Genomic DNA, 21,722 nt, shown 5'->3' with positions numbered 1-21,722 from the left:
CTCATCCTTCAAGATCACTCACTTCGATTTTCTGCATTCGTTTAATTAATTGCTGATCGAGCGTGAGCAGTTCTAGCTTGAGGCATTTGGCGGTTGCAGCAATAATGGCATCCGGTGTTTTTAAGCAATATTGACGGCGAACAACGATCGTACAATCTTCTATCTCTCTAGTTAGTGCAGCATAGTACATTGGAGCTAAGATGCGCTCAATCCCTTCCACCTCTTGCGGTGTGATATCTGGAAATCCGAGCAGTTCAATTCGCGTGATAGCACTATAAGCGCAAGCCTGAACCACGATCGCACGATCGATTATTTCCTGGGTCACTGCTGCTTGCTGCTTTACCAAACCGATGATGTAATTAGTATCTAGGAGAAATCTAATCCCACTCATCGCGCAGCTTTCTTTGTAGTGCTACTGGATCTTGATTAAAGTTGGGTGAGTCTTTCAGAATTCCGACGAAATCAGAAAGAGGTGTTTCTGACTGTCGCGCCATTGTTTGACCCTCTACTTGTACTCTAGTAGCTTGCTGCAAAGACTCAACAAACATAAGCACCTGGCTGGCTTGCTCCTCTGGCAGCGTCTTCACCAATTCGTAAATCTTATCTGCCACTTTCATCATCCATTAATCCTCAACTCTAAGTTCGTGGAGGTTCCACAATGCGCCGCCGCTCTCAGGATACTGTACACCCTCAATGCTGTTGCGAACCACTGCCATCACTCTTGCATTCACCAACGGAATCCAAGGCAAATACTCCTGAGAAATTTTCTGGATCTGACCGTAAATCTGTTTACGCTTCGCTTCGTCTAACTCTCTTGCACCTTCAATGTAGAGCCGTCCGATTTCTGCTTCCCAATCTGCCACAACCCGACCTTCGAGCGGGGGTTTTCCAGGAGACGCAGACTGATTAAAACTATGCGATCGACTATCCGGCAACCACACATTCGCCCCACTGTTTGGCTCTTTACTGCCACCCATTGCAAGCAAATACGCTTCCCAGTCTTGAGTGTTATCTAGCTTATCGATTAACACTCCAAAGTTAATCGGATTGATATCAACCTGAATTCCTAACTGACTCAAATCCTGCTTAATCTGAGCCACCATTGCTTCTCGAACCGTATTTCCAGCATTCGTGATCAAGGTAAATCGCACCGCATTTCCTTCTGCATCAGTCAATTGACCGCGAGAATTGAGTTTAAATCCGGCTTCTTTTAGCAGGTGCTTCGATTTTGTTTGATCAAAGTTGTAAGATTTTAATCCTTCTTCGGGTTTGAGATAGTACGGACTCGTTTCTAGAATTTGAGAATTGATTAACACACCCAAACCGCGATAGATGTTGGTGTTCATGCGCTCGCGATCGATACCATACGCGATTGCCTGCCGAAACTTCGGATTGTTAAACCACTTCGACTTCACCGGATCAACCACAGGACGACCGTTTCTGCGTCCTTGATTCAGGTTAAACGCCATAAACGTGGTAATCGGTCGAGTGCCACCAATGTAAGCTGTAAAGCTACCGCGCTTTTCCTCTTTTTTCAGAATTGGATAATCTTCTGCCCGAATCGGTTCAGAGATATCTAACCCACCCGATCGAAACTGTAAAAGCTCGGTATTCTGGTTTTCGACCACGCTCCAAACAATCCGCTCAATATACGGTTGTTGATTGGCTTGAGCATCTTTGCGCCAGTAGTAAGGATTGCGCTTAAAGATGATTCGCTGAGTGGCGACATATTGATCGATCGTATACTGACCGTTCGTAACAATCTTTTTCGGATCGGTATCCGTTCCCCAAGTCGAGAGAAACAACGGATTGCCGTCTCTACCCGTTTTCGCGATCGTTTCCGCTAAGATGTGTTTTGGCAAAATTCCGAGTCCACCCGTCACCCGTAGAAATGGAGCAAACGGTTCTGGGGTCGTGAATTCGACTCTGCGATCGTCGATCTTCCGCACGGTGGGCAATTGCCGCTCTTTACCAATCCGTAGCACATCTTGAATATCAGTCGGAACTTTGGGATTCAAGAAAATATCGCGAAACGTAAACACGACATCATCCGCCGTTAAAGGTGCGCCATCCGACCACTTCAAGCCCTCTCGCAGCGTAAAGGTCACTTTCTTTTTATCCGGGGAAAGCTCCCATTTCTCGGCTAATTCTGGCTCTAGCTTGTCGGTTAAAGCATTTTCGGTCACTAATCCGACATACATCAGACCCGCAACGTTTGGATCTTCGTTAATCAGCGCATAGTTGAACGACTTGGGATCGCTCAGAATGCTATCGACCATTTGTGGAACTCGCGCTGCTTGTGTCTTATATCCTTGAGGATTGCAAGCCGTGACAGTCAACACAAGGCAGAACGCCGCCATTGCGAATGTCCAGAATCGCCAGAAACCTGTCGGAGCGGAAAATTTCATACGTCGATCGCGCATCTTTCAGAGAGTGATTCTATCCTTTCTACACCTTTTGCGCGATTTCTGGGAGATTTCTGGGAGATTATCAACCTGAATATCAATCTGGCAGCAATGCTCTATCCCAATTTGGAGTAGAAACGTGCGATCGCTAATACCAGATTGATTTGTGGATGCGACAGACTCTCGCCCCCTAAATCCCCCATTCTGGGGGACTTTGAGTATGATCTGTCGCATTCTATGTTTAATTCGGTATAAGAATCGCTAAGAATTGTGGACTCTTCACCGCAGAACGTCAGCCCACCCCGGATGTCAAAACTGATAGCGAATTCGGGCTTGAACAAAATGATCGCTGACATCCCGCTTGCCTAAAATTGTTTCGTATCCAACTCCGATCGACAAATTATTCGCAAACTGAGTTTGGACTCCTGCGCTCAATCGAATAAAATCTCGATCGGGTTCACCCGTTCTGGTGCGATTGGGGATTCCGGGTTGACCGACAAGCTCGGTGACAATTTCGCGACTTCCGTTGGCAAATTCATGCTCATAGTTTGCCGCAATAAACGGCGTTACCGTTGCAGCAGGAGAACGGAAATCATACGAAAGCTGTGCTCCAACATTCAAAATTACAGAATCTGCTGTTTGATCAGCCACATTCAAATTCAGAATACTGCCGTTTCGCTCTGTGTAGCCATCAATGTTAACTCTGGTATATCGAACACCAATCATCGGCCCGACAGAGAGCTGATCTCTTCCAAAGTTATACCCTGTGTTCAAACGAACCGAGAATTGATTACCGTTAGTCTTTGCAGTTGCAGAGCGGAAACCTGTCGCATTAATTTTCCGATCGATTTCAAAGTCATTCCAGCCATAGTTAATCACTGCATCTGCATAAAACCGATCGCGCTCATAACTTCCATAGGCAGATAGCGAATAACTATCAATCTCAACTCTGCCACGATTGTTGTTTAAGTCACTATTGCTGCTTGCATAATTGAATGCTAATCCCAGTGCTAGATCATCTGTGACGCGATAATCTGCTCCGACTGTAACGCCTTTGGTATCAAAATCAAACCCTGTACTGCGATCGTTTGCATCCTGATTCCCAAAGTTAAAATCTCCGTTCACAAATACACCCAGTCTTTGGGTTGGATTTTGAGTTGGATTTCGCAGCGTCAATAATCGACCATCCAGATCGCGAGTGGGACGACGCGCCACACCCAGCGCAATCTCGGCTTGAGGCACGATCGTTTGCGGAGCCGTCAAGATGTCCAGCGCATACTCTGAAACAATTCGATGCGCGGCGGTTGTTGGATGAATATCATCCCAAAATAGAAACTGATCGCAATTTGCGCCCGATAGAATACAGGGCTGAGTCACGTTGGTAAAGCCAAATCGAGCCGGATCATTGAACACTTCATTGAGTAATGCGCCAATATCAAGCGGAATGATATTCACATCTGGCTGACTTTGCGCTAAGGCTTGTAATGAGGTTCTTAAGCCTTGATTGTGCGCGATCGACAGTTGGGTGAGTCCCGCACGTCGCTCTGGAGTCCTCGCTCCCGGAGTTCTGCCTAAATCCGGCAGATTTGGCACGATCAAAGTTCTTGTGCCTGCTGCCGTCAGGCGTTGCAGAATGTTAGAAATATTTCCCAGTGGAATTGCGGGATCAGTAACACGACCACCAAGATAATCATTTGCGCCTGCCCAAACGACAAACACACGATCGGGGCTAATACTCGGTGAATTCTGCAAAAAGCCATTCACCTGAGTCGTCACGCCAGGTAAAAATGGAACCGTGGTGTTTATCGTTCCGCTCGAAGCTCCACCGAATGCAAAATTCGTGGTTGTGGTTGTTAGGTTGAGTGTTTCAGCAAGGCTTTCAATCCAAACAGGCCCATTACTCAACCGACCGTTGAAATAAGGTGGACTTGGCGGAAATAATCCGTTTGTGGCTCTGAACGCATTGCCATTATCTGAAAGGCTATCTCCAAAAACTGTAAATCCTTCAATCGCTTGAGCCGAGACGCGAACAGGTAGTAAAGAAACCGCGATCGCCAACGAAAGTGTAAAAATCTTGCATTTCATAATACTTTCTGATGCTTCATCACACTTACCCTAGAGTGTAGAACAGAGAAGCTGAAATTTTGTAATTAGTAATTACTGTTTGAAAATCACGTCAGAATGAAGAGAGCGATCGAGGACAATCTCATGACTCAAGCAAAAGTCAAATTTTCGAGTTTTGAAGAATATTTGTCCTATGATGACGGGACAGATCAGCTTTACGAGTTATGGAATGGGAAGCTAGTCGCATTGCCACCGGAATCAGGACTAAATTTTGAAATTGCCAACTTTCTATTTGCACAGCTATTACCGCTCATCGGGTATCGGAGAATTCGAGGACATGGACTAGAGCTACAAGTCCGTGGTGAACCCCAGAACCGCTTTCCTGATCTGACGGTGCTTCGCGAAGAACACATCGAGCAGTTAAAACGCCGCAATACGATCCTTTTATCGATGGCTCCTCCCCTGCTGGTGGTGGAAATTGTCGGTCCGGGGGAAACCAATCGATCGCGGGACTACACCAAAAAGCGTGAACAGTACGAAGATCGAGGGATTCCTGAATATTGGATTGTTGATCCTCAAACTCAGAGTGTCACGGTGCTGCAATTAGAAGCAGGAGCCTATCAAGAAATCGGAGCGTTTCAAGGCGATCGAGTCATTTCTTCCTCAACTTTCCCAATGCTCAACCTAACGCCAGCACAAATTTTTTCGGCTTAAGAACGCTGTCGCAAAATGAATTCTGCGATCGCCAAATCCACAGGTGTTGTGACTTTCAAATTCGTTTCTTCACCTTCCACAATCCGCACCAACAATCCACATTGTTCAAATAGTGCCGCATCATCCGTCACTTCCCAGCCATTCTGCCGCCCTTGTTCATGGCACTTTTTCAGCAGTGAAACTGAGAATCCTTGAGGAGTTTGGGCTGCCCAAAGTCGCGATCGATCCGGTGTACTTTCAATCGCCCCGGTTGCATCCACAACTTTGATCGTATCTTTGACCGGAATTGCAGCAATTAATCCATCACAAGATTGCAATGCTTCAGAACAACGATCAAACAGTTCTGGCGTGGCTAAACAGCGTGCGCCGTCGTGAATCAAAACGGATTCAGCTCCAATCGGGAGTGCTTGAAGTCCGTTGTAGACCGATTCTTGACGAGTTGCACCCCCTTGAATAAACTGAACAGGCTTCGTCAGATTCAGCGACTCAACGATCGATTTGAAGTCTTCCCAATCGATCAATTGCCCGATGATGCCGATCCATTTGATTGTTTGTGAGGCTTCTGCGGCAAGCAATGTCCAAGCAATTAAAGGCTTTTCCAGTAGTTCGAGCAGCAGTTTATTGCGCTCACTGCCCATTCTTCGTCCGGAACCCGCCGCAGGAATTAATAAATACACGATTCATTCCAATAACACTCCGAGTTCATAGTCTATCAGCGACAGCCGAGACTTTGACGAGTTGAGACATTGGTAATCGTGTTTGTTCCATTCGCAAGCTGACACAGTTGCGGCACGATCGCCGGATCAAGCTGCGCGCCTGTGAAATCGACATTGCTGATCGAAGTGCTAACGAAAGTTGCTCCCCGCAAATCCGCATTTTTCAATACAGCATTGGTCAAATCAGAGAAACTGAACTGTGCGCCTGCAAGCTGAGCATTGTCCAGTCTGGCATTTCTCAGGTACACACTGACAAGCTGCTGATTGCTTAGATTTGCGCCATTTAAGTCTGCACCCCCAAAAAATGCAGACCCAAGCGTCGCACCTTGAAAATTTGCACCCGTGAGCCGAGCCGAACCGAAATCAGTGTTTAGTAAGTAAGCATTAGTGAAATTCGCACGATCGAGAATCGCACGATTGAGCGAAGCCCGACTGACATCAGCGTTGGTGAAATTTGCTCCAGTAAAGTTGCTCGTTCGCCGATCGCTCGATCGTGCATTCACGACTAATTCACCTGCCTGAATTCCACTAAGGTTTGCTCCAGTCAGATTAGCACCGCTGAAATTACTGCCGAACAGCGAAGAATTGATCAAGCGTGCATTGCTCAGATCGGTATTTGCCAAATTCACGTTGGTCAAATCGCACCCACGACACTCTTTAGTCGATTGCAACTGTTGAAGCTGCTGTGAGTTTTGAGCTTGGGCAGACGCGGAGATTAAAACTCCTGTGAGCGTGAGAAGCGCGATCGAAATCTTCTGCATAAGGTTCAACAGAGTTAGAAGTGCCTTTCTAATATTAGATTAAGGCCAAGACGATTCTTGCATCGGGATTACCATCACTTCTGGAATCACAGTTTCCGGTGGTTGGGTGAGAATGTAGCGAATGGTATCCGCAACGTTTTTGGGGTCTTGGAGCTTGTCAAGCGGCGTATCGGGGAAGCGATCGAGAATAAATGGAGTCTGCATTCCGCCTGCAATCACAGCCGTAACTTTGACCCGCTCTGGACGTGCTTCAACGTGCAGCGCATGGCTAAACCCAACTAAGCCCCACTTGCTTGCATGATACGCAGTTGCATTCGCCCACGTGCGCTTTGATGCAGTCGAAGCAATGTTGACGATATGCCCAGACTTGCGCTGTTTCATGTGCGTAATCACCGCTTTCGACAGAATGAAGGGTGCGCGGAGGTTCACAGCAAGAACCCGATCCCAGTCTTTGACATCGAGTTCTTCGATCGACACCGTAACATCAATTCCCGCATTGTTAATCAGAATATCTAAGTGATCATATTCTGCAATCACTTTGTCAATGCTGGAGAGAATTTGATTCTCATCGGTAACATCTAAGCGCAAGGCTGCCGCTTTTCCACCTTCTGAGCTAATTTCGGAGACAACTTTCTCAGCGAGATCTTCTCGAATATCTGCGACGATGACAGTAACACCAGAAGCAGCCAGAACTCGACAAATTGCTTCGCCTAATCCTTGTGCGCCACCTGTCACGAGAGCTACTTTTCCAGTTAAATCACTCATTGTTTTCTCCTACATCAATTGTTTGTTCTTTGCGTTAACGGTGTTGCCCTCATCCCCAACCCTTCTCCCTGAGGGAGAAGGGGAACTGGGCTGCTGACTTCCCTCTCCTTGCGGACTACCGTGTACACACAAGTTCTTTCCGCTTCGTTTCGGTCGGCTTCAGCCCCCTAAATCCCCCATTGATGGGGGACTTTGGATTTGGAAGCTTTGGAACGAAGTCCCCCATTGACGGAGAATTTAGGGGGCGAAGAACTTGGGCGATAGCAGATCCAATCAACTTGTGTGTACACAGTAGCTTCTTACAGGAGAGGGTTAGGGTGAGGGCGATAGGCATATCGCAGTCCTAATAATTTACAGTTAACGGAAGTCCCGAAGCTTGTTTACGATTTTGTACCCTTAATCGTTGTCGCTTCGGTTTCTGTTCGTGATTCACCACCCATGCTTCAACTAATTCGCAGAGCAGATGAATTACAACAATTTGCACTTCCTGAATGTGTTGTGGATCAGTCGCAGGAACAACGATCGACAAGTCACAAAGCGATCGAGCGTATCCTCCATCGCCGCCTAAAATCCCAATGCTCGGAATTCCCAGACGTTGCGCTGTTTCAAACGCGGCAAGAATGTTTTTCGATCGACCGCTCGTGCTAATTCCAATGACTAAATCATTCGGTTGTGCAAATGCCTCAATCTGACGAGAAAACACCTGATCGTATCCCACATCATTTGCCCAAGCGGTCAACAATGCACTATCAGCCGATAGCGCGATCGCAGGCAGCGCCCGCCGATTTGGAATCTTGAATCGTCCGACAAATTCTGCTGCACAGTGTTGAGCATCTGAAGCACTACCGCCATTGCCACAGATTAACACTTTGCCATTCTGAGTAAAGCAATTTGTGATCAAGGTTGCCGCTTGAGTAATTTCAGTTTGCAAGCAGGAGTGAGCCGCTTGAATGGCTGCAATCACTGAATTGAATCCCCGATCGATCACTGCCGCAGAATCTAACACGGTTGACTGATCAATCAGCACAGACTGATATAAATTCGCCATCGAGTCTGCCACACTTTGCCAAGTAAACAGATCATTGGCGCGCCGAATTGCTTGGCGGCTGAACTTTTCCATTAAACTTGGATGAGCATACAAATGAGACAGACGATCGGCGATCGCATCGGGCTGATTCGGTGGCACAAGATAGCCTGTTTCACCATCTGCAACTGAGAATTTCACCCCGCCGACATTCGAGCCAATTACTGGAGTTCCGCAAGCCATTGCTTCAAGCGGTGTAATTCCAAAAGGCTCATACCAGGGGGTCGTGATGAACACATCTGCTGCACTGTAGTAGTACCGCAACACTTCCCGCCCTTTACGACCAACGAAATGCACTCGATCGACGACTCCTAGCTCCGTTGCAATTGCATTCAGTCGATCGACCTCTTTCGCAATGCGCGGATCACTATCATTCAGTTCACCCCCCACAATGATCAACTGTGCAGGAGTCTTCTCAGAGAACTTTGCAAATCCCCGAATTGCGGTATCAACCCCTTTACGCGGAACCATGCGACCGAGTTGCAAAACAATGCGATCGTCAGGATTCCACCCTAAAGCAACTCTCGCCAATGCTTTATCTAAACACCAAAACTCAGACGAATCAAAGCCACAAGGCACGATCGTAATTTTGCGTGGATCAGCATTATAGAGTTCAATCAAATCCGTTTCATCTTGAGGACATTCGGCAACAATGCGATCGGCTTCCTGCACCAATCGATCCTCAATTTCAAACCGCTCATCCGGAAATTCATCGTTTCCGCCTTGATGAAATCGACGCACCCGCCCCAACGCATGAAACGTAATCACAAACGGAATTTGCAGGACTCGCTTCAACTCTGCGGCAACCAGTCCAGACATCCAGAAGTTAGCATGAACGAGATCATAGTGCGTATGCTGACAGAATTGCCGCATATACGCTGTGAATTCCTGCATATGCGGCAATAGATCTTCTTTGCGAATCTCAACCGGATCACCTGCGGGAACATGAATTAAACGCACTCCCTCGCTCCAGCTGGCAATCTCCGGCAACAACGCCCGATCGCGCCTCGTGAAAATATCCACCTGATAACCGCGCTTGGCTAAATGCTTCGCTAACTGTCCGACATACACATTTTGTCCGCCACTATCCACACCGCCCAGAATCCCAAACGGCGAAGCGTGTTCACTAATTAATGCAATCCGTTTCATACGAGGGTCATAGTAGGTTTACGATCGACAACTTGTGCAAATGCCCGATTCCAATCGCGCTTAAACCGCTCGATATTGAATCGCTCTTCGGCAACTTTCCGCGCCCCCTGACTCAATCGCTGAGCTTCTTCGGGTGATTTCTGCAACTGCTGCATCACCTCAATTAAGCGATCAACATTCGTATCCACATAACCAGACACTCCGTTTTCAATCACCGTTGCCATTTCCGTGGTCGCAAGCCCAATGATTGGCATTCCGATCATCATGGCTTCACAGACCGATAAGCCCAAACTGGTGTAGCGAATCGGATTGAAAAAGAATCGATAGTGTGACGTGAACTCAGCCAATTGTTGGTGCGGAATCTCGCCCCGTCCACCGAGCTTTTCCGCCTGCATTCCGACTAAATCTAACGGCACTTGCGATCGCACTCGTTCAAAAATATCAGCTCCGAGTCTTCGTCCCCTTGCTTGTAATCCGTTCACTACGACAATGCCGCGATCGATCTGCCCTTGATAGCGCACATTTTCAGGAACCATAACACCGTGTTCAATCACACAGGTCGGTGTCACACCACTGTTCCACATCAGATCATTAAAGTGCGTCACATGAACTAATAGGACATTTGGATCATTCACAACATGCGGTGTATCTGTTGGATGTTCGCGGGGTGGATCATGTTCCAGATAGAGCCGAGGCAAGGAGCGCTGTTGCTCCGACAGAATCTCGTACTGATCTTCGAGATAGTTTTTGCGTGATTGGAACAAGATGCAATCGAACTCCAAGTTCCGTACTTCTTCAGCCGGAACATTATGCACATTGTCACCCCAAACAAATCCACCTAACTTACCGCCGTATCCTTCTGGAAACCCAGGTTTCACAGGCAGAAAGAATTGATGCGGCGACTGGACAAGGTAATACAAATAGCTCCCATGGACGTGCCAAGTAAGAATCCGAAGAGGTTTCATAACTAAAATTCCAAATAAGTGCGCGTTCCTGGAGCAGAACAATCAACGCAAAACAAACATACTGAATGATTGTTTTATATCATGCAAAATTTAACGAGAGAATACATTGGGCATTTGCACAAGATGTAATGAGTTTGTACGCTCATAGATTGTGCAAGTGCCCAACTTACGATCGCGAACCGCTAAACTTTCCGAATGCGAATCAACAAAAGAGCGCAACAGTAGCGCTAATCGAATCTGGATCGCATCATCAAATAGGCGGGGATTTAGTCCCGTTAATGAAGTAATTTTATCAAGACGATAACTTAAAGTATTCCTGTGGATAGATAACTTCCCGGCTGTAGAAGACGGATAGCAATTTTCTGCAAAGAAAACTTCTAGCGTATCAATTAGCTCTGGCTCTTGATCTAACGGGCTGAGAAGATGTTTTGCTAAATCAATTTTTGTGCTTTCGTCTGAAATGCCAACGAACGCAGCGACACCCAAATCGTCTAAACAATAAACTTGGTTTTCACCAGAAAAGTGATGTCCTAAAGACAATGCCGCCTGTGCATCTTGATACGATCGCGCCAACCCTTGAATGCCTGGATGATAGCGCCCAATTCCGATGCTGAGATTGGTTCCGGTTTGCGATCGCAATTGATTCAGCAATGCGGTACTGGCTCGTTTTAAGGCGGCTAAATTTGCCCACGATGGATTTCCGGCGGGGTCTTTCTGGTCTGCCCAAGCCTTAAGATCTTGAGTGCTACTGGCTTTTAATACTGCAATCTCACTCCCGCCAATGTAAGCACAAATTGTATCGTTAGGGAGATGAAAGAACTTAACAATGCTTTCAATAATTACCTGAATTCTGCGTTGAGTTTGAGCATCCAACATTTCAAACGGCTTAGTCGGACAAGAGAGCAAATATTCAGCCGCGTCAATCAAAATCACAGCCCGCGGACGAGTAAAATCTAAGCCCAAAATCTGCGCTTCTCGTAGCACTTCAGATTCGTTCCGGCTCGCAGAACGCAGCAGATCATGAATAAACTTGTTTTTCAGTTCTGGCTGAAAAGGCTGATCTGAGATCGACATTGCCTGAGCAATCACTAACTCTACTAAAACTTGCATTAGCCGCAGCGAAATCTCATCAGACTCTAAATGGCTGAGAATCAATTCGCCTCGTTGGTATCCGACCTGTAAAGGCAGTCTCAAATTCGACGGTGCATCAAAACAGTGTCCAACTGCCTCATTCTCGGTACTTACGACCACAATCGCTCGATCGTCCACTACAAACACTCGTGCATTCAGCACCTCTTGGATCTGCTGAACAATCACTTGAGCAACTCGCTTAAACCGAATTAGCGCAGCTCCTTCTCGTGTCACGCTGCCTCCCGAAGAGTATTTAGCATCTCCTCAATACTCGCTTTACACGCCGATAACACTCCGCCTCCAAACTCACAAGACACTCCGCCTCGCACCGGAATTCCTGCAAGATAACAAGCATAAGCAGCCGGATAAGGAGATCGATTCCCATCGGGTAAGACGATCGCAGCATCAAATTGCTCAACTTTCAGCAGTTCAATCAAATTCAGTAATCGCTCTGGAACATCAGACAAGCTTGTTTCAGAGATAGCAGAATGTACTAAGACCTGATTCACTTGAGCAATTGAGAGTGCCACTTGACTCAGCCGAGCCGCACACAGCACAACAATCTGCGAACTTGGAAACTGCGATCGCACCTGCTTAATTCCCGATCGCAATCCATCTGGATGATTGCCAGTCTGAATCACCAATACCTTCTCAGGCAACATAGAGTGCCTCCTGCTGTAATAGAGCTTCAACCTGCTCCAAGACCGTGCTAACCGAAGCAGGAGGCACAATCGATCGATGGCGCTGGCGATCCAAAGGCGACCATCGCTGCGGATCAGACCCACTAAAGATCACCACGCTTGGAACCTTGAGCGCCGCCGCAAGATGTGAAACTCCCGTATCATTGCACACCAACAATCGACAGTTTTCTAGCACTGCCGCCAACGTCCCCAAGCTGGTTCGTCCTGCTAGATTGATCGTCGGAGCCTTGATCAATTGTGCGATCGCCTCAGTTAATTCCCGTTCCGCATCGCTTCCGGTCAATACTACCTGCCATCCCTTCTGGGCGAGATGCTCTGCGATCGCTGCGAACCGATCTCCTGACCAACAGCGCGAAGAAACACTTGCCCCGGCATGAATACAGACATAGCGCTGTAGATCATACAGTTGCAATAAAGCTTGTCTCTCTTGGCGATCGTTCTCTCCGATCGGAAATTCCATCTGCGCGTTTGACGCTGGGATTCCTACAAAATCAAGCAAGCGCAAATACCTCAAAATTTCATGCTCCGTTTCGACGAACGGCAAAAACGAGGCGGGATCGGGACAAACTTGACTGGATTGGAAGAATCCGATCGTTCGCCCTGCACCGAGTTCCAGTGTTAGCGGATTCGTCACAACGCCGCTTCCATGCATCTGAATTGCGAGATCAAACTTGCGCGATCGCATTTCTGCAAAAAAAGCTGGCAAAGCGGATAAATCAACAGACTGCTCTGGCAGACCAGGATAACCAGGCAGCACTACAAACTTATCAATGTACTGCTCAAATCGCTCCGCTAATCCCTGTGAACCGGGCAAACCAATCAGCGTCACCTTTGCTTGAGGATAAGCGACTCTCAGAGCGCGTAGGGCTGGCACTGCACACAGGAAGTCCCCCAATCCTGGTAATGCCCGAACGATCGCAATTCTTTCTGCTGTTGAAATCGCCTCACTCACACTGTCTACCTACTATCCGTCTACCTGCTACGTCTTGAAGTAGAGTAGGGGTTCTAGCTAAATTATGTCGTCCCCACATAGATAGAAGACAGTAGAAGATCAGCCCGACCCAAGATAGAGATCATAAAAAAGTGGGTCAAAAGCCCACTTCGTTTAAAGCTGACCTACCAACTTGAAGTGCGATTAGGTAAGCTCCCTGACATCATCCGTGACATCAGTAGGCTGAGGAGCGGCCGCATCTTCCCAGGCATTCAGAATGACTGCATTTGAAACATTGCCAATGATGTTAAGCACTGTTTTGAAGCCATCAGTTAAGCGATCGATTCCCGCCACAATCGCCACTCCTTCCACGGGTAATCCTGATGCAGTTAGAACAGTCGTCATCATGATGATTCCAGAACCAGGAACACCCGGAGTGCTGAACGAAACTAAGAAGGTGCTGAGTACGATCGCAAGCAACAATGAAGGAGTCAAAGAAATATCAAACATTTGAGCAATAAACACCGCATTAAAACCTTGCAAAATCGCTGATCCATCTCGCTTTAATGCTGTTCCTAAGGGGACTGCAAAGCTAGCAATGTCCTCACGCAGTCCATAATCTTCCTGAACATTCTTCAGCACGACAGGCAGTGCAGCATTAGAACTTGCAGTGCCAAACGCTAAGGACAATGCTGGAACAAGACTTTGAAGCAGTTTAATCGGTTTGGCTTTCAGTATCGCAAGAATCAAGACATAGAAAGTAATCATGATCAATGTCGAAACAAAGAGCGAAAAGACATAGGTAAATAACTTCACGATTAGCTGTAGCCCTTCGGTTGCAATAACTGAGCTAACTAAGGCAAAAACACCAATCGGTGCAACATAAAGCACGATCGACAGAATTTTTTCACTAATGACATAGCAACTTTCAACAAAGCTAACAAAGCTTGCTGCCTTTTCACCCACAAGCTGAATTGCAACGCCAATCAACGCAGATGAGAAAATCACTTGTAGTAAATTACCTGTGCTGAGTGCTTCAATTGGGTTCGTTGGAATCAAGCTTACTAACCAATCGATTAGTGATTGTTGTTGAGCGATCGCACTAATTTGCACATCAGTTGAAACCGACACTCCAACTCCAGGCTTAACAACAACCGCTATGATCAATCCCAACGCCACAGCAATCCCACTCGTTAAGCAATAGCTCACAATCAGCTTTACCGCATACCGCCCAACCTGTGCCGCATTCTGAATCCGAGTCAAGCCTAAAATCAGCGATGAAAAAACGATCGGCACGACCACAAACTGAATCAACCGCAAAAATGCCGTTCCAGTTGGACTGAGCAAATAGAGATCGAGCGGCAGGATCACTGTCGGAAAGAAATCATGCAGCACCGCCCCAAACCCGATTCCCACCGCCATTGCCACCAAAATCAGCGTCGATAAGCTCATAGTCTTGACTCTTCAACCGTCAGGACTCACTGTAGCACTGTCGATCGCTTCAGTTCTTCCAATCGCTCCCCTTATTCCCGTCTTTATATTTTTTCAAACGAATTCTTCAACGGGGTCAAAGAATTTGTCGCTCTACAGCTAAAATCCTCTATACTTTCATCTGGCTAGCCCGTAGAGCCTCTAACGCTACAGTCCTCGACCTTAGATAGGTACCTTCACCCTAATAATATGTAACCTTTAATTTTGACAAATTTTTGACAAATTAAGGCTGCTGTTCAGCGATCATGCTTCTGCATAACTGAACTAGGCTTGCTAGACTTTAGGAGTAATGTTCATGGTCGGACCAATTGTTCCACCAAAACAATATCGACAGCAGTTCGCCGAATGGTTGCTAGATACTAATCGCAGCGAAGCAGAAAAGCATCATGTGAGAAAACCTTGGTGGCAAGTGATGTGTCTAACTGGGGTGGATTACTTTTCGACCCTAGGCTATCAGCCAGGAATTGCAGCACTCGCCGCCGGAGCCTTATCTCCGATCGCAACACTGATTCTAGTGCTATTAACGCTTTTTGGAGCGCTTCCTATCTATCGTCGCGTTGCCAGTATCAGTCCGAATGGAGAAGGTTCGATCGCAATGCTCGAAAAGCTTCTACCGGGATGGCAAGGCAAATTGTTTGTGCTATGTTTGCTGGGCTTTGTTGCCACTGATTTTATTATTACGATTACCCTTTCTGCTGCGGATGCCACGGCTCACATTATTGAAAATCCGTTTGTTCCAGAATTTCTGCACGGGCAAAGCGTTACGATTACGTTGATATTAGTTGCTCTGTTGGGAGCTGTTTTTCTTAGGGGTTTCCAAGAAGCGATCGGCATTGCTGTCTTTTTAGTCAGTGTCTATTTGTTTCTGAATTTGATCACCATTGGTGTAGGCGCTTATCAAATATTGAATAACTTATCAGCTGTGGCAAACTGGCAACAAGCACTGTTTGCACAACAATCTAATCCATTGCTAATTGTAGGAGTTGCCGCACTACTGTTTCCTAAGTTAGCACTAGGACTGTCTGGATTTGAAACCGGGGTTGCTGTGATGCCGCTAGTACGAGGACGGCAAACTGATACCGAACAAGCCCCCAAAGGGCGAATTCGCAATACTCATAAGTTGTTGGGAACTGCTGCAATAATTATGAGCTTTTTCCTCATGACCAGTAGTCTTGTTACAACACTATTAATTCCAGCGGCAGAGTTCCAAGCAGGCGGAAAAGCAAACGGACGCGCACTGGCATATCTAGCACACCTATATCTAGGAAATGCGTTTGGAACTGTTTACGACCTAAGCACGATCGCGATTCTCTGGTTTGCGGGTGCTTCTGCAATGGCAGGATTGTTAAACATTGTGCCGCGCTATCTACCTCGCTATGGAATGGCTCCCAGTTGGACATTAATGATTCGTCCTTTAGTGCTGATTTACACCTTTGTTGCCTTTGTCGTAACCATCATTTTCAAGGCGAATGTTGAGGCACAGGGGGGAGCTTATGCTACAGGTGTGTTAGTGCTAATGAGTTCAGCCGCGATCGCGGTCACACTCTCAACGCGCAATCGAGGCAAGCTTTCCAGAACGCTCACATTCGGCATTATTACCTTAGTGTTTATCTACACTACGATCGTCAATATTATCGAGCGACCTGAAGGAATTCGGATTGCCTCGCTGTTTATCGGAGCGATCATTGTCACGTCGATGATTTCGCGAGTTTGGCGATCGACTGAGCTTCGGGCTGAGCACCTTGAGTTTGATGAAGTTGCGCGTCAATTTCTCGCTCAAGAAAATCATCATGCAGTGCGATTGATTGCAAATCGGATCAGTATAGGGGATGAACGAGAGTATTTTCTCAAAGAACAAGAGGTACGCGAAGATACTCACATTCCACCGAATGAAACCATTCTGTTTCTAGAAATCCAGATTTCAGATGCGTCACAATTTGCTCATACCATTCAAGTCCAAGGAGTGCAGGTTGGAAACTATCGCATCTTGAGAGCCAGGAGTGCTGCTGTACCGAATGCGATCGCAGCCATTGCCTTAGCCATTCGAGATGAAACGGGTCGGCTTCCTCATGTTTACTTTGGCTGGGTCGAAGGCAATCCGATTCAATATTTGATGCGGTTTATTCTACTGGGTGAAGGAGATATCGCAGTTTTAACTCGCGAAGTCTTGCGAAAAGCTGAAAGAATTCCGCAGCGCCGTCCCCGTATCCACGTCGGCGGATAGTTCTGCCTGGGGATACAGGTTGCGCTTGTAGCAATCTCGCTATGTTCAAAATGCAGAGTTAGGAGCAGTTCATTGAAACCCTGGATGATCATTGCGATCGTAACGATATTGGTATCGTTTGGAAGCTTTCTGTTTCACCCCAAAGAGGACATTCGCTGGGTGAAACGGCTGAATCTTCCACGCTGGCTAGCGATCGTTGAACCTGTAATTCCAGTGATTTGGACTGTGATTTTTACCTGTGGTGCAATCTCGGCGCTGCTTGTGTGGAGAGCCGATCCAGGCAGCCTCAAAACCTGGTTGATTATGGGCTTCTATCTGCTTGTGGAGGTCGTGACTGTTGCTTATATTCCGCTGACGTTAAGACTTCGCAGCTTAGCGATCGGAACGGTAATCGGAGGCTTTGGTGGGGTTTTGGGTTTTGTCTTAGCGCTCTCGGTGTTGCCGATTTCCCCGCTTGCTGCCCTGTTTCTTGTGCCTTATTTGCTCTGGAGTCCGATCGGAACCTATGCGACCCGTGAGCTAATCGATTTCAATCCCGAAGCGATCTAACAAATTAATTTCGCCCTTCCCACAAGTGCACCTTCGTTGGAGACTTCCGTTAAAACGCTGACGCTCTTAAGCGACTTATATGGGGCATTCTGAAATAGAAGTTGCTCAATCGCAAGTCCATTCTCGTCTACGGTTATGTCTCTTTCTCCGATCGCTCAATATCACATTCGTAAATTTCTCAGGCAAAATCTTGAATACCTCGATCGATCGCTTGTTTCCACTTCAAATTGCTTCAATCTGAGTGACGACAATCTCGATCGCATTGTGCAAAATTTGCCACTCGCTCCTGGGAACCGCAGCTTGAGAATTCAAGAGCTTGAGCTGCTAACAAAGCTTTACCAGCAGCTTGAACAAAACCCAGCCAATGCAACCGCACTCATAGAGATCAAGTAGAGATCAAGCGCCGCATTTTTCAGACTCTTGGCTTTGAGATCAAGGACACTGCACCCAACCAGTACCCTCCTATTCTGCGGGAATCTACGATCGACAAATTTTCCTTCTTTTTCCAAGATCAAATTCGAGAAGGAATGCGGTATGCCAATACTCTCTATGGCGCAGCTTACCAATTTGATCTGAGATACCGTCTTCAGGCGTACCAAATGGCATGGGTACTCGCTGAAGCAAAAATCCCAATCGTAGTCACTCTGCCTGCGACTCGATTTGTGATTTGGATTAACTTACAATCTCCCTCGTATGGCGTTTTGGTTCGACAGGATGTCAGTCTTTTAAAGACCCTATCGTTGGTTAGTCTTGCTTTACGGAAAGGAAAACCGAAACAGCTTGAACCGAATTCATCCAAACAAAAATTATCACTGTATCCGCGGTGACGGTTTCAGGGATGATGAAATCAGACATGATTAAAAGACAGGTCTGAGCGTTCCTTTCTCGATCGAAACAATGCTAAAACTGCAGTTCTTATCGAAGCTAATGATGGGTTGTGCCGTTGGAGTCACATTGCTGACCTCCGGTTGCGCTCGATCGTCTAAACAAGTTGCGCTTTCGAGTGGAACCAGCCAGGGCTATTACAGTCGATTGGCAGAGCAAATTCGCTCCGTAACTCATCACACCGTACAGCTCAAGGTCGAAAACCGCGAATCTCAAGGCTCGATCGAGAACCTGAGGCGTTTACTCGATCGTCAGGTAGACTTCGCCTTAGTGCAGCTTGATGTCGTCAGCGATGCCATGAGCCAAGGGAAAGTTCAAGCCGTGGCAATTTTGGCAAATGAGCCGATTCACATCATCGCCTCCAAAGATGCCAAAATTCGATCGTTCTCCGACTTGAACAACAAGCGGGTCGGAGTTGGCTCTTCAGGCAGCGGCATCCGTTACACCTCGGAATATCTCATTCGAGCCTTCAACCTCAAGCTTCAGAAAGACAGCTCTAGCTTTGATGAAACCTTTCGTAAGCTCAGCATCCGTCAGCTTGATGCTGGATTCTATGTAGGAACGCTGGGTGCAAGCGAACGACTACGACAGGAGTTAATTGCAAATTCCTCGCTGCAACTGGTGTCGATCGAGCCTGAGCGCATCAACTACCTCACCAATCGCGATCCGGGTGCGTATCAGTCCACAACGATCCCGCAGGGTGTGTACAATCCGCGCCCTGTGATTCCCAGCCGCGATATTTCTACTCTCGCCACTGCAACTGTTCTGGTGACTCGCCCCGATGTCAGCACCGAAACGGTTGGCTTACTCACCTGGGCGATTCTATACAATTCCCGCCGGTTTTCGCTCTTTTATCCCGATTTGCAAACCGGGGAAGCGCGATCGCTGTTGCAGAGAAACTTGCTCTACGTCCACCCCGGCGCTCAGAATGTCTATGCTGAAAATGCTGATCCGCGCAATGCGTGGCTGCGATATCTCGAAGCCAATAGTGACCTCCAGGCAGGACTTGTGATTCTATTTGGCACGAGCGGGATTGGATTAATTATTCAGCGATGGAGACGCGATCGCAGCAAAAAGTTCCTCCTGGCTACCATCACTCGCACCAACGAACTGAAGCAGTTTCTTCCGCACAACCCTCAGCAAGCTCTAGAGGGCATTGAGGATCTGAGCCAGGAACACCGCTTGATGTTCATCGACGGTTCGATTACGTCGGATGTCTATGAGCAAGTACAGCACAAAACGCAAACTTTCGCGGTTCAATGCCGCACTATCCTAGAGCAGCAGCGAAAACAGTTTGTTCTGAACACACTACTGGTCTTAGATGACTGGCAAGCCTCGCTGCAAACCGATCCACAAGCCGCCCTACAGAAATTAGGCTATCTCAAGCAGCAATACCGCGAGATGTTGATTACTGACCAAGTTGAAGTTCAGGCATACATCGAGCTAATGGAGCTAACTTTACTGTCTGTGATGACTTTGAGCGGAACTGCTATTCTGCCTGAAATGGCTAGCCCAAGCTTGGAAGAGCGATCGGAGGGTTCATCAACCCCGGTCTAATTCAAACTTAAAGAATCGTAGGAGATCGCCAGTTCGTTACATAATCGTAGCGACGCGATCAGTCATGTCGCTACGATCCTCTAATGGAGAATTGCTTGTGTTCTGAATGTTTAGGTTTCTGAGGTGGACGATCGCGCAAAAGATGGAGCTAGAAATGCAACTAGCGCTCCGATCGCAAATCCTGCCACATTGCGAAACAGAGGGAGCCATTCCGAAGTGCGAGTCACGACTGGGCCAACACCGAACGCCAAAAACAAAATGCCCCACAGCGGCGAGAAAATCAGCGCCCACTGCCAAGCAAAAATCTGCCCTTCTTTACGAGGCTGTGCCGCAAAGCCAAACACCAATCCACCGACTGTAGATGTGATTAACGTCAATAACCACTGCTCACGCGGTAATCCCGGAACCACGCTACAGCCACCCTGCAACAAGCATCCTTTCACCGACTCTAACGCCTGCAAAATTGCCTGATCCCCGCCGTTATCTCTCACAAAAAACTGGTTGCCAAATCGGGTTTGCAGCTCGATCCAGAATGTCCGAGACAGTAGCGGATACAGGTCATCACCAACGCTGAAATTTAATAAATTCCCACCACGGGGATCAGCCACAAGCAAAACGCTTTTATCGTCCAAGCCCCAAAATTGTTTTACCGCAGTTCCGGGAGTGCGATCGCTCTGAGTCAGAACGCGCAGTTTCCAGCCCGTCTTCGCCTCAAAATTGGTTAAATCTTCAGAGAGCGTCTCTTCCTGGATCGTCGTCAATTCGTTCGCGAGATCAATCACATTAGTCGGATGATCGGGCAACAGATCAGGATTGTTATAAGCCTGAGCCGCGGGTGCGATCGTCCATACAGAGAGAACAACCATCAGCGCCATCAGTCCTTGTAACAGACGGCGGACTCGAAGAGTGTGCATGGGCAGTTTCACAGTTTTATGACTAAAGAACATAGAAGCGATCGTAAAATGAGACGTTCAGGGATTAACGTTCATTTTTGTTTACATTTGTTTAACTAATTCTAATATAGGATCGCGATCCCTGAGAAATTAGACTACTCTGGCTTACGCTGCACCGATTATCTTGGAGGTTCAGTGGGCTGCACGTCTGATCGCTCATTCGGTAAATTCTCACTTTGGCGCTTATGATGCGGGTCTGCGCTTAAAGAATCTTCGTAATGATTGCCGTCAAAAGGGTCGCGATAAGCAGTAGGACGAAAAAACGATCGTGGATCTGAACCTGTTGCCAACCGGGACGATCGCCGCGATTTGTTCGGCTGGGTCAAGGTGCGCCATGCCGCTTTCACACCCACAAGCACGCTTCGACTTGTCGTTTGCGCTTTTTGAACCTGCTGTTTTACTCCAGTAATGCTCTGATCGACCTGTTTCACCACTTGGGTTGCACTCTGAACGCCCTGCGTCACGTCATCAGTGAGATCGGTGACTTCCAGACCCGTAATTCGCAGCGCCTCCAGCGTTGGCGGCAGTTCGCGATTCAGCGTATCAAATAGCTTTTCCGCACTACGGGCAGCACGTCCCATCTCGTTAAACGCTGGGATTGCAACCGTCAGCAGTGCGGTCAAACTGATCGCCACCAATAAAATCGATAAACCTAACCAAAAAATAGGATCAGCCAC

The 21,722-nt window shown here is 47.4% G+C and carries 21 protein-coding genes; 6 read left to right on the top strand and 15 right to left on the bottom strand.

Annotated features, from left to right (window positions below):
* Position 1: 1 nt before the first annotated feature.
* From NC980_RS00865 to NC980_RS00850, 4 genes are all read right to left on the bottom strand, one after another.
* The gene (locus NC980_RS00865; RefSeq protein ID WP_190378603.1) at positions 2 to 391 is read right to left on the bottom strand and encodes a PIN domain-containing protein; all 390 of its coding nucleotides are present in this window, start codon (positions 389 to 391) and stop codon (positions 2 to 4) included.
* Entirely contained in the window at positions 378 to 620 is a 243-nt protein-coding gene (locus NC980_RS00860) for a DUF2281 domain-containing protein (RefSeq protein WP_242027121.1), read from the bottom strand. The genes NC980_RS00865 and NC980_RS00860 overlap by 14 nt, the downstream gene beginning before the upstream one ends.
* Before the next feature lie 3 nt (positions 621 to 623).
* Complete coding sequence (locus NC980_RS00855) at positions 624 to 2,408, bottom strand: ABC transporter substrate-binding protein (protein WP_190378602.1); 1,785 nt, start codon at positions 2,406 to 2,408, stop codon at positions 624 to 626.
* Between the two features lie 306 nt (positions 2,409 to 2,714).
* A complete protein-coding gene (locus NC980_RS00850) occupies positions 2,715 to 4,490 on the bottom strand; it encodes an autotransporter domain-containing protein (RefSeq protein ID WP_190378601.1) in 1,776 nt (591 codons plus the stop codon).
* A 123-nt stretch (positions 4,491 to 4,613) separates the two neighbouring features.
* On the opposite strand from NC980_RS00850, the gene NC980_RS00845 reads away from it, so the two are divergent.
* Entirely contained in the window at positions 4,614 to 5,183 is a 570-nt protein-coding gene (locus tag NC980_RS00845) for a Uma2 family endonuclease (RefSeq protein WP_190378600.1), read from the top strand.
* Here the strand turns inward: NC980_RS00845 and ispD are convergent.
* From ispD to NC980_RS00800, 9 genes are all read right to left on the bottom strand, one after another.
* Complete coding sequence (gene ispD / locus NC980_RS00840) at positions 5,180 to 5,860, bottom strand: 2-C-methyl-D-erythritol 4-phosphate cytidylyltransferase (protein ID WP_190378599.1); 681 nt, start codon at positions 5,858 to 5,860, stop codon at positions 5,180 to 5,182. The genes NC980_RS00845 and ispD overlap by 4 nt on opposite strands.
* Positions 5,861 to 5,895: 35 nt before the next feature.
* Positions 5,896 to 6,660: a pentapeptide repeat-containing protein gene (locus tag NC980_RS00835; RefSeq protein ID WP_190378598.1), complete on the bottom strand. Its 765-nt coding sequence runs from the start codon at positions 6,658 to 6,660 to the stop codon at positions 5,896 to 5,898.
* A 39-nt stretch (positions 6,661 to 6,699) separates the two neighbouring features.
* Positions 6,700 to 7,425, bottom strand: a complete 726-nt coding sequence (locus tag NC980_RS00830; protein WP_190378597.1) for an SDR family oxidoreductase — start codon at positions 7,423 to 7,425, stop codon at positions 6,700 to 6,702.
* Positions 7,426 to 7,768: 343 nt separating this feature from the next.
* Entirely contained in the window at positions 7,769 to 9,658 is a 1,890-nt protein-coding gene (locus NC980_RS00825) for a glycosyltransferase (protein WP_190378596.1), read from the bottom strand.
* Positions 9,655 to 10,623 (bottom strand): glycosyltransferase, encoded by a 969-nt coding sequence (locus tag NC980_RS00820; protein ID WP_190378595.1) that lies wholly within the window; start codon positions 10,621 to 10,623, stop codon positions 9,655 to 9,657. The genes NC980_RS00825 and NC980_RS00820 overlap by 4 nt, the downstream gene beginning before the upstream one ends.
* A 90-nt stretch (positions 10,624 to 10,713) precedes the next feature.
* On the bottom strand, positions 10,714 to 11,988 hold the full coding sequence (locus tag NC980_RS00815) for a helix-turn-helix domain-containing protein (RefSeq protein ID WP_347272873.1): 1,275 nt from the start codon (positions 11,986 to 11,988) through the stop codon (positions 10,714 to 10,716).
* On the bottom strand, positions 11,985 to 12,416 hold the full coding sequence (locus tag NC980_RS00810; RefSeq protein WP_190378594.1) for a hypothetical protein: 432 nt from the start codon (positions 12,414 to 12,416) through the stop codon (positions 11,985 to 11,987). The genes NC980_RS00815 and NC980_RS00810 overlap by 4 nt, the downstream gene beginning before the upstream one ends.
* On the bottom strand, positions 12,406 to 13,407 hold the full coding sequence (locus NC980_RS00805) for a glycosyltransferase family 9 protein (protein WP_190378593.1): 1,002 nt from the start codon (positions 13,405 to 13,407) through the stop codon (positions 12,406 to 12,408). The genes NC980_RS00810 and NC980_RS00805 overlap by 11 nt, the downstream gene beginning before the upstream one ends.
* Before the next feature lie 183 nt (positions 13,408 to 13,590).
* Positions 13,591 to 14,838, bottom strand: a complete 1,248-nt coding sequence (locus NC980_RS00800; RefSeq protein WP_190378592.1) for a dicarboxylate/amino acid:cation symporter — start codon at positions 14,836 to 14,838, stop codon at positions 13,591 to 13,593.
* A 334-nt stretch (positions 14,839 to 15,172) separates the two neighbouring features.
* On the opposite strand from NC980_RS00800, the gene NC980_RS00795 reads away from it, so the two are divergent.
* The 5 genes from NC980_RS00795 to NC980_RS00775 all read left to right on the top strand — a co-directional run bounded on the left by NC980_RS00795 (position 15,173) and on the right by NC980_RS00775 (position 20,092).
* Complete coding sequence (locus NC980_RS00795) at positions 15,173 to 17,101, top strand: amino acid transporter (protein ID WP_190378591.1); 1,929 nt, start codon at positions 15,173 to 15,175, stop codon at positions 17,099 to 17,101.
* 84 nt (positions 17,102 to 17,185) lie between these two features.
* The gene (locus tag NC980_RS00790; protein ID WP_190378887.1) at positions 17,186 to 17,650 is read left to right on the top strand and encodes a tryptophan-rich sensory protein; all 465 of its coding nucleotides are present in this window, start codon (positions 17,186 to 17,188) and stop codon (positions 17,648 to 17,650) included.
* Between the two features lie 135 nt (positions 17,651 to 17,785).
* On the top strand, positions 17,786 to 18,043 hold the full coding sequence (locus NC980_RS00785; protein ID WP_190378590.1) for a hypothetical protein: 258 nt from the start codon (positions 17,786 to 17,788) through the stop codon (positions 18,041 to 18,043).
* Between the two features lie 134 nt (positions 18,044 to 18,177).
* Entirely contained in the window at positions 18,178 to 18,477 is a 300-nt protein-coding gene (locus NC980_RS00780) for a hypothetical protein (RefSeq protein ID WP_190378589.1), read from the top strand.
* A 70-nt stretch (positions 18,478 to 18,547) separates the two neighbouring features.
* Entirely contained in the window at positions 18,548 to 20,092 is a 1,545-nt protein-coding gene (locus NC980_RS00775; protein WP_190378588.1) for a TAXI family TRAP transporter solute-binding subunit, read from the top strand.
* 110 nt (positions 20,093 to 20,202) lie between these two features.
* On the opposite strand, the gene NC980_RS00770 is transcribed toward NC980_RS00775, so the two are convergent.
* Both NC980_RS00770 and NC980_RS00765 read right to left on the bottom strand, forming a co-directional pair.
* Positions 20,203 to 21,006, bottom strand: coding sequence for a TPM domain-containing protein (locus NC980_RS00770; RefSeq protein WP_190378886.1), 804 nt, complete (start codon positions 21,004 to 21,006; stop codon positions 20,203 to 20,205).
* A gap of 158 nt (positions 21,007 to 21,164) precedes the next feature.
* On the bottom strand, positions 21,165 to 21,722 hold the full coding sequence (locus NC980_RS00765; protein ID WP_190378587.1) for a DUF948 domain-containing protein: 558 nt from the start codon (positions 21,720 to 21,722) through the stop codon (positions 21,165 to 21,167).

The organism is Leptolyngbya sp. AS-A5 (genome assembly GCF_039962495.1).
Lineage (GTDB): Bacteria > Cyanobacteriota > Cyanobacteriia > Leptolyngbyales > Leptolyngbyaceae > Leptolyngbya.
Note: the sequence above shows the minus strand (reverse complement) of the source record. Positions and strands in the feature narration are given on the sequence as shown.

Bases quoted from the DNA above. Each gene is read 5' to 3' on its own strand.
- NC980_RS00865 (WP_190378603.1), bottom strand. From the start codon at position 391: ATGAGTGGGATTAGATTTCTCCTAGATACTAATTACATCATCGGTTTG.
- NC980_RS00860 (WP_242027121.1), bottom strand. From the start codon at position 620: ATGATGAAAGTGGCAGATAAGATTTACGAATTGGTGAAGACGCTGCCA.
- NC980_RS00855 (WP_190378602.1), bottom strand. From the start codon at position 2,408: ATGAAATTTTCCGCTCCGACAGGTTTCTGGCGATTCTGGACATTCGCA.
- NC980_RS00850 (WP_190378601.1), bottom strand. From the start codon at position 4,490: ATGAAATGCAAGATTTTTACACTTTCGTTGGCGATCGCGGTTTCTTTA.
- NC980_RS00845 (WP_190378600.1), top strand. From the start codon at position 4,614: ATGACTCAAGCAAAAGTCAAATTTTCGAGTTTTGAAGAATATTTGTCC.
- NC980_RS00835 (WP_190378598.1), bottom strand. From the start codon at position 6,660: ATGCAGAAGATTTCGATCGCGCTTCTCACGCTCACAGGAGTTTTAATC.
- NC980_RS00830 (WP_190378597.1), bottom strand. From the start codon at position 7,425: ATGAGTGATTTAACTGGAAAAGTAGCTCTCGTGACAGGTGGCGCACAA.
- NC980_RS00825 (WP_190378596.1), bottom strand. From the start codon at position 9,658: ATGAAACGGATTGCATTAATTAGTGAACACGCTTCGCCGTTTGGGATT.
- NC980_RS00820 (WP_190378595.1), bottom strand. From the start codon at position 10,623: ATGAAACCTCTTCGGATTCTTACTTGGCACGTCCATGGGAGCTATTTG.
- NC980_RS00810 (WP_190378594.1), bottom strand. From the start codon at position 12,416: ATGTTGCCTGAGAAGGTATTGGTGATTCAGACTGGCAATCATCCAGAT.
- NC980_RS00800 (WP_190378592.1), bottom strand. From the start codon at position 14,838: ATGAGCTTATCGACGCTGATTTTGGTGGCAATGGCGGTGGGAATCGGG.
- NC980_RS00795 (WP_190378591.1), top strand. From the start codon at position 15,173: ATGGTCGGACCAATTGTTCCACCAAAACAATATCGACAGCAGTTCGCC.
- NC980_RS00790 (WP_190378887.1), top strand. From the start codon at position 17,186: ATGATCATTGCGATCGTAACGATATTGGTATCGTTTGGAAGCTTTCTG.
- NC980_RS00785 (WP_190378590.1), top strand. From the start codon at position 17,786: ATGTCTCTTTCTCCGATCGCTCAATATCACATTCGTAAATTTCTCAGG.
- NC980_RS00780 (WP_190378589.1), top strand. From the start codon at position 18,178: ATGCGGTATGCCAATACTCTCTATGGCGCAGCTTACCAATTTGATCTG.
- NC980_RS00775 (WP_190378588.1), top strand. From the start codon at position 18,548: ATGCTAAAACTGCAGTTCTTATCGAAGCTAATGATGGGTTGTGCCGTT.
- NC980_RS00770 (WP_190378886.1), bottom strand. From the start codon at position 21,006: ATGCACACTCTTCGAGTCCGCCGTCTGTTACAAGGACTGATGGCGCTG.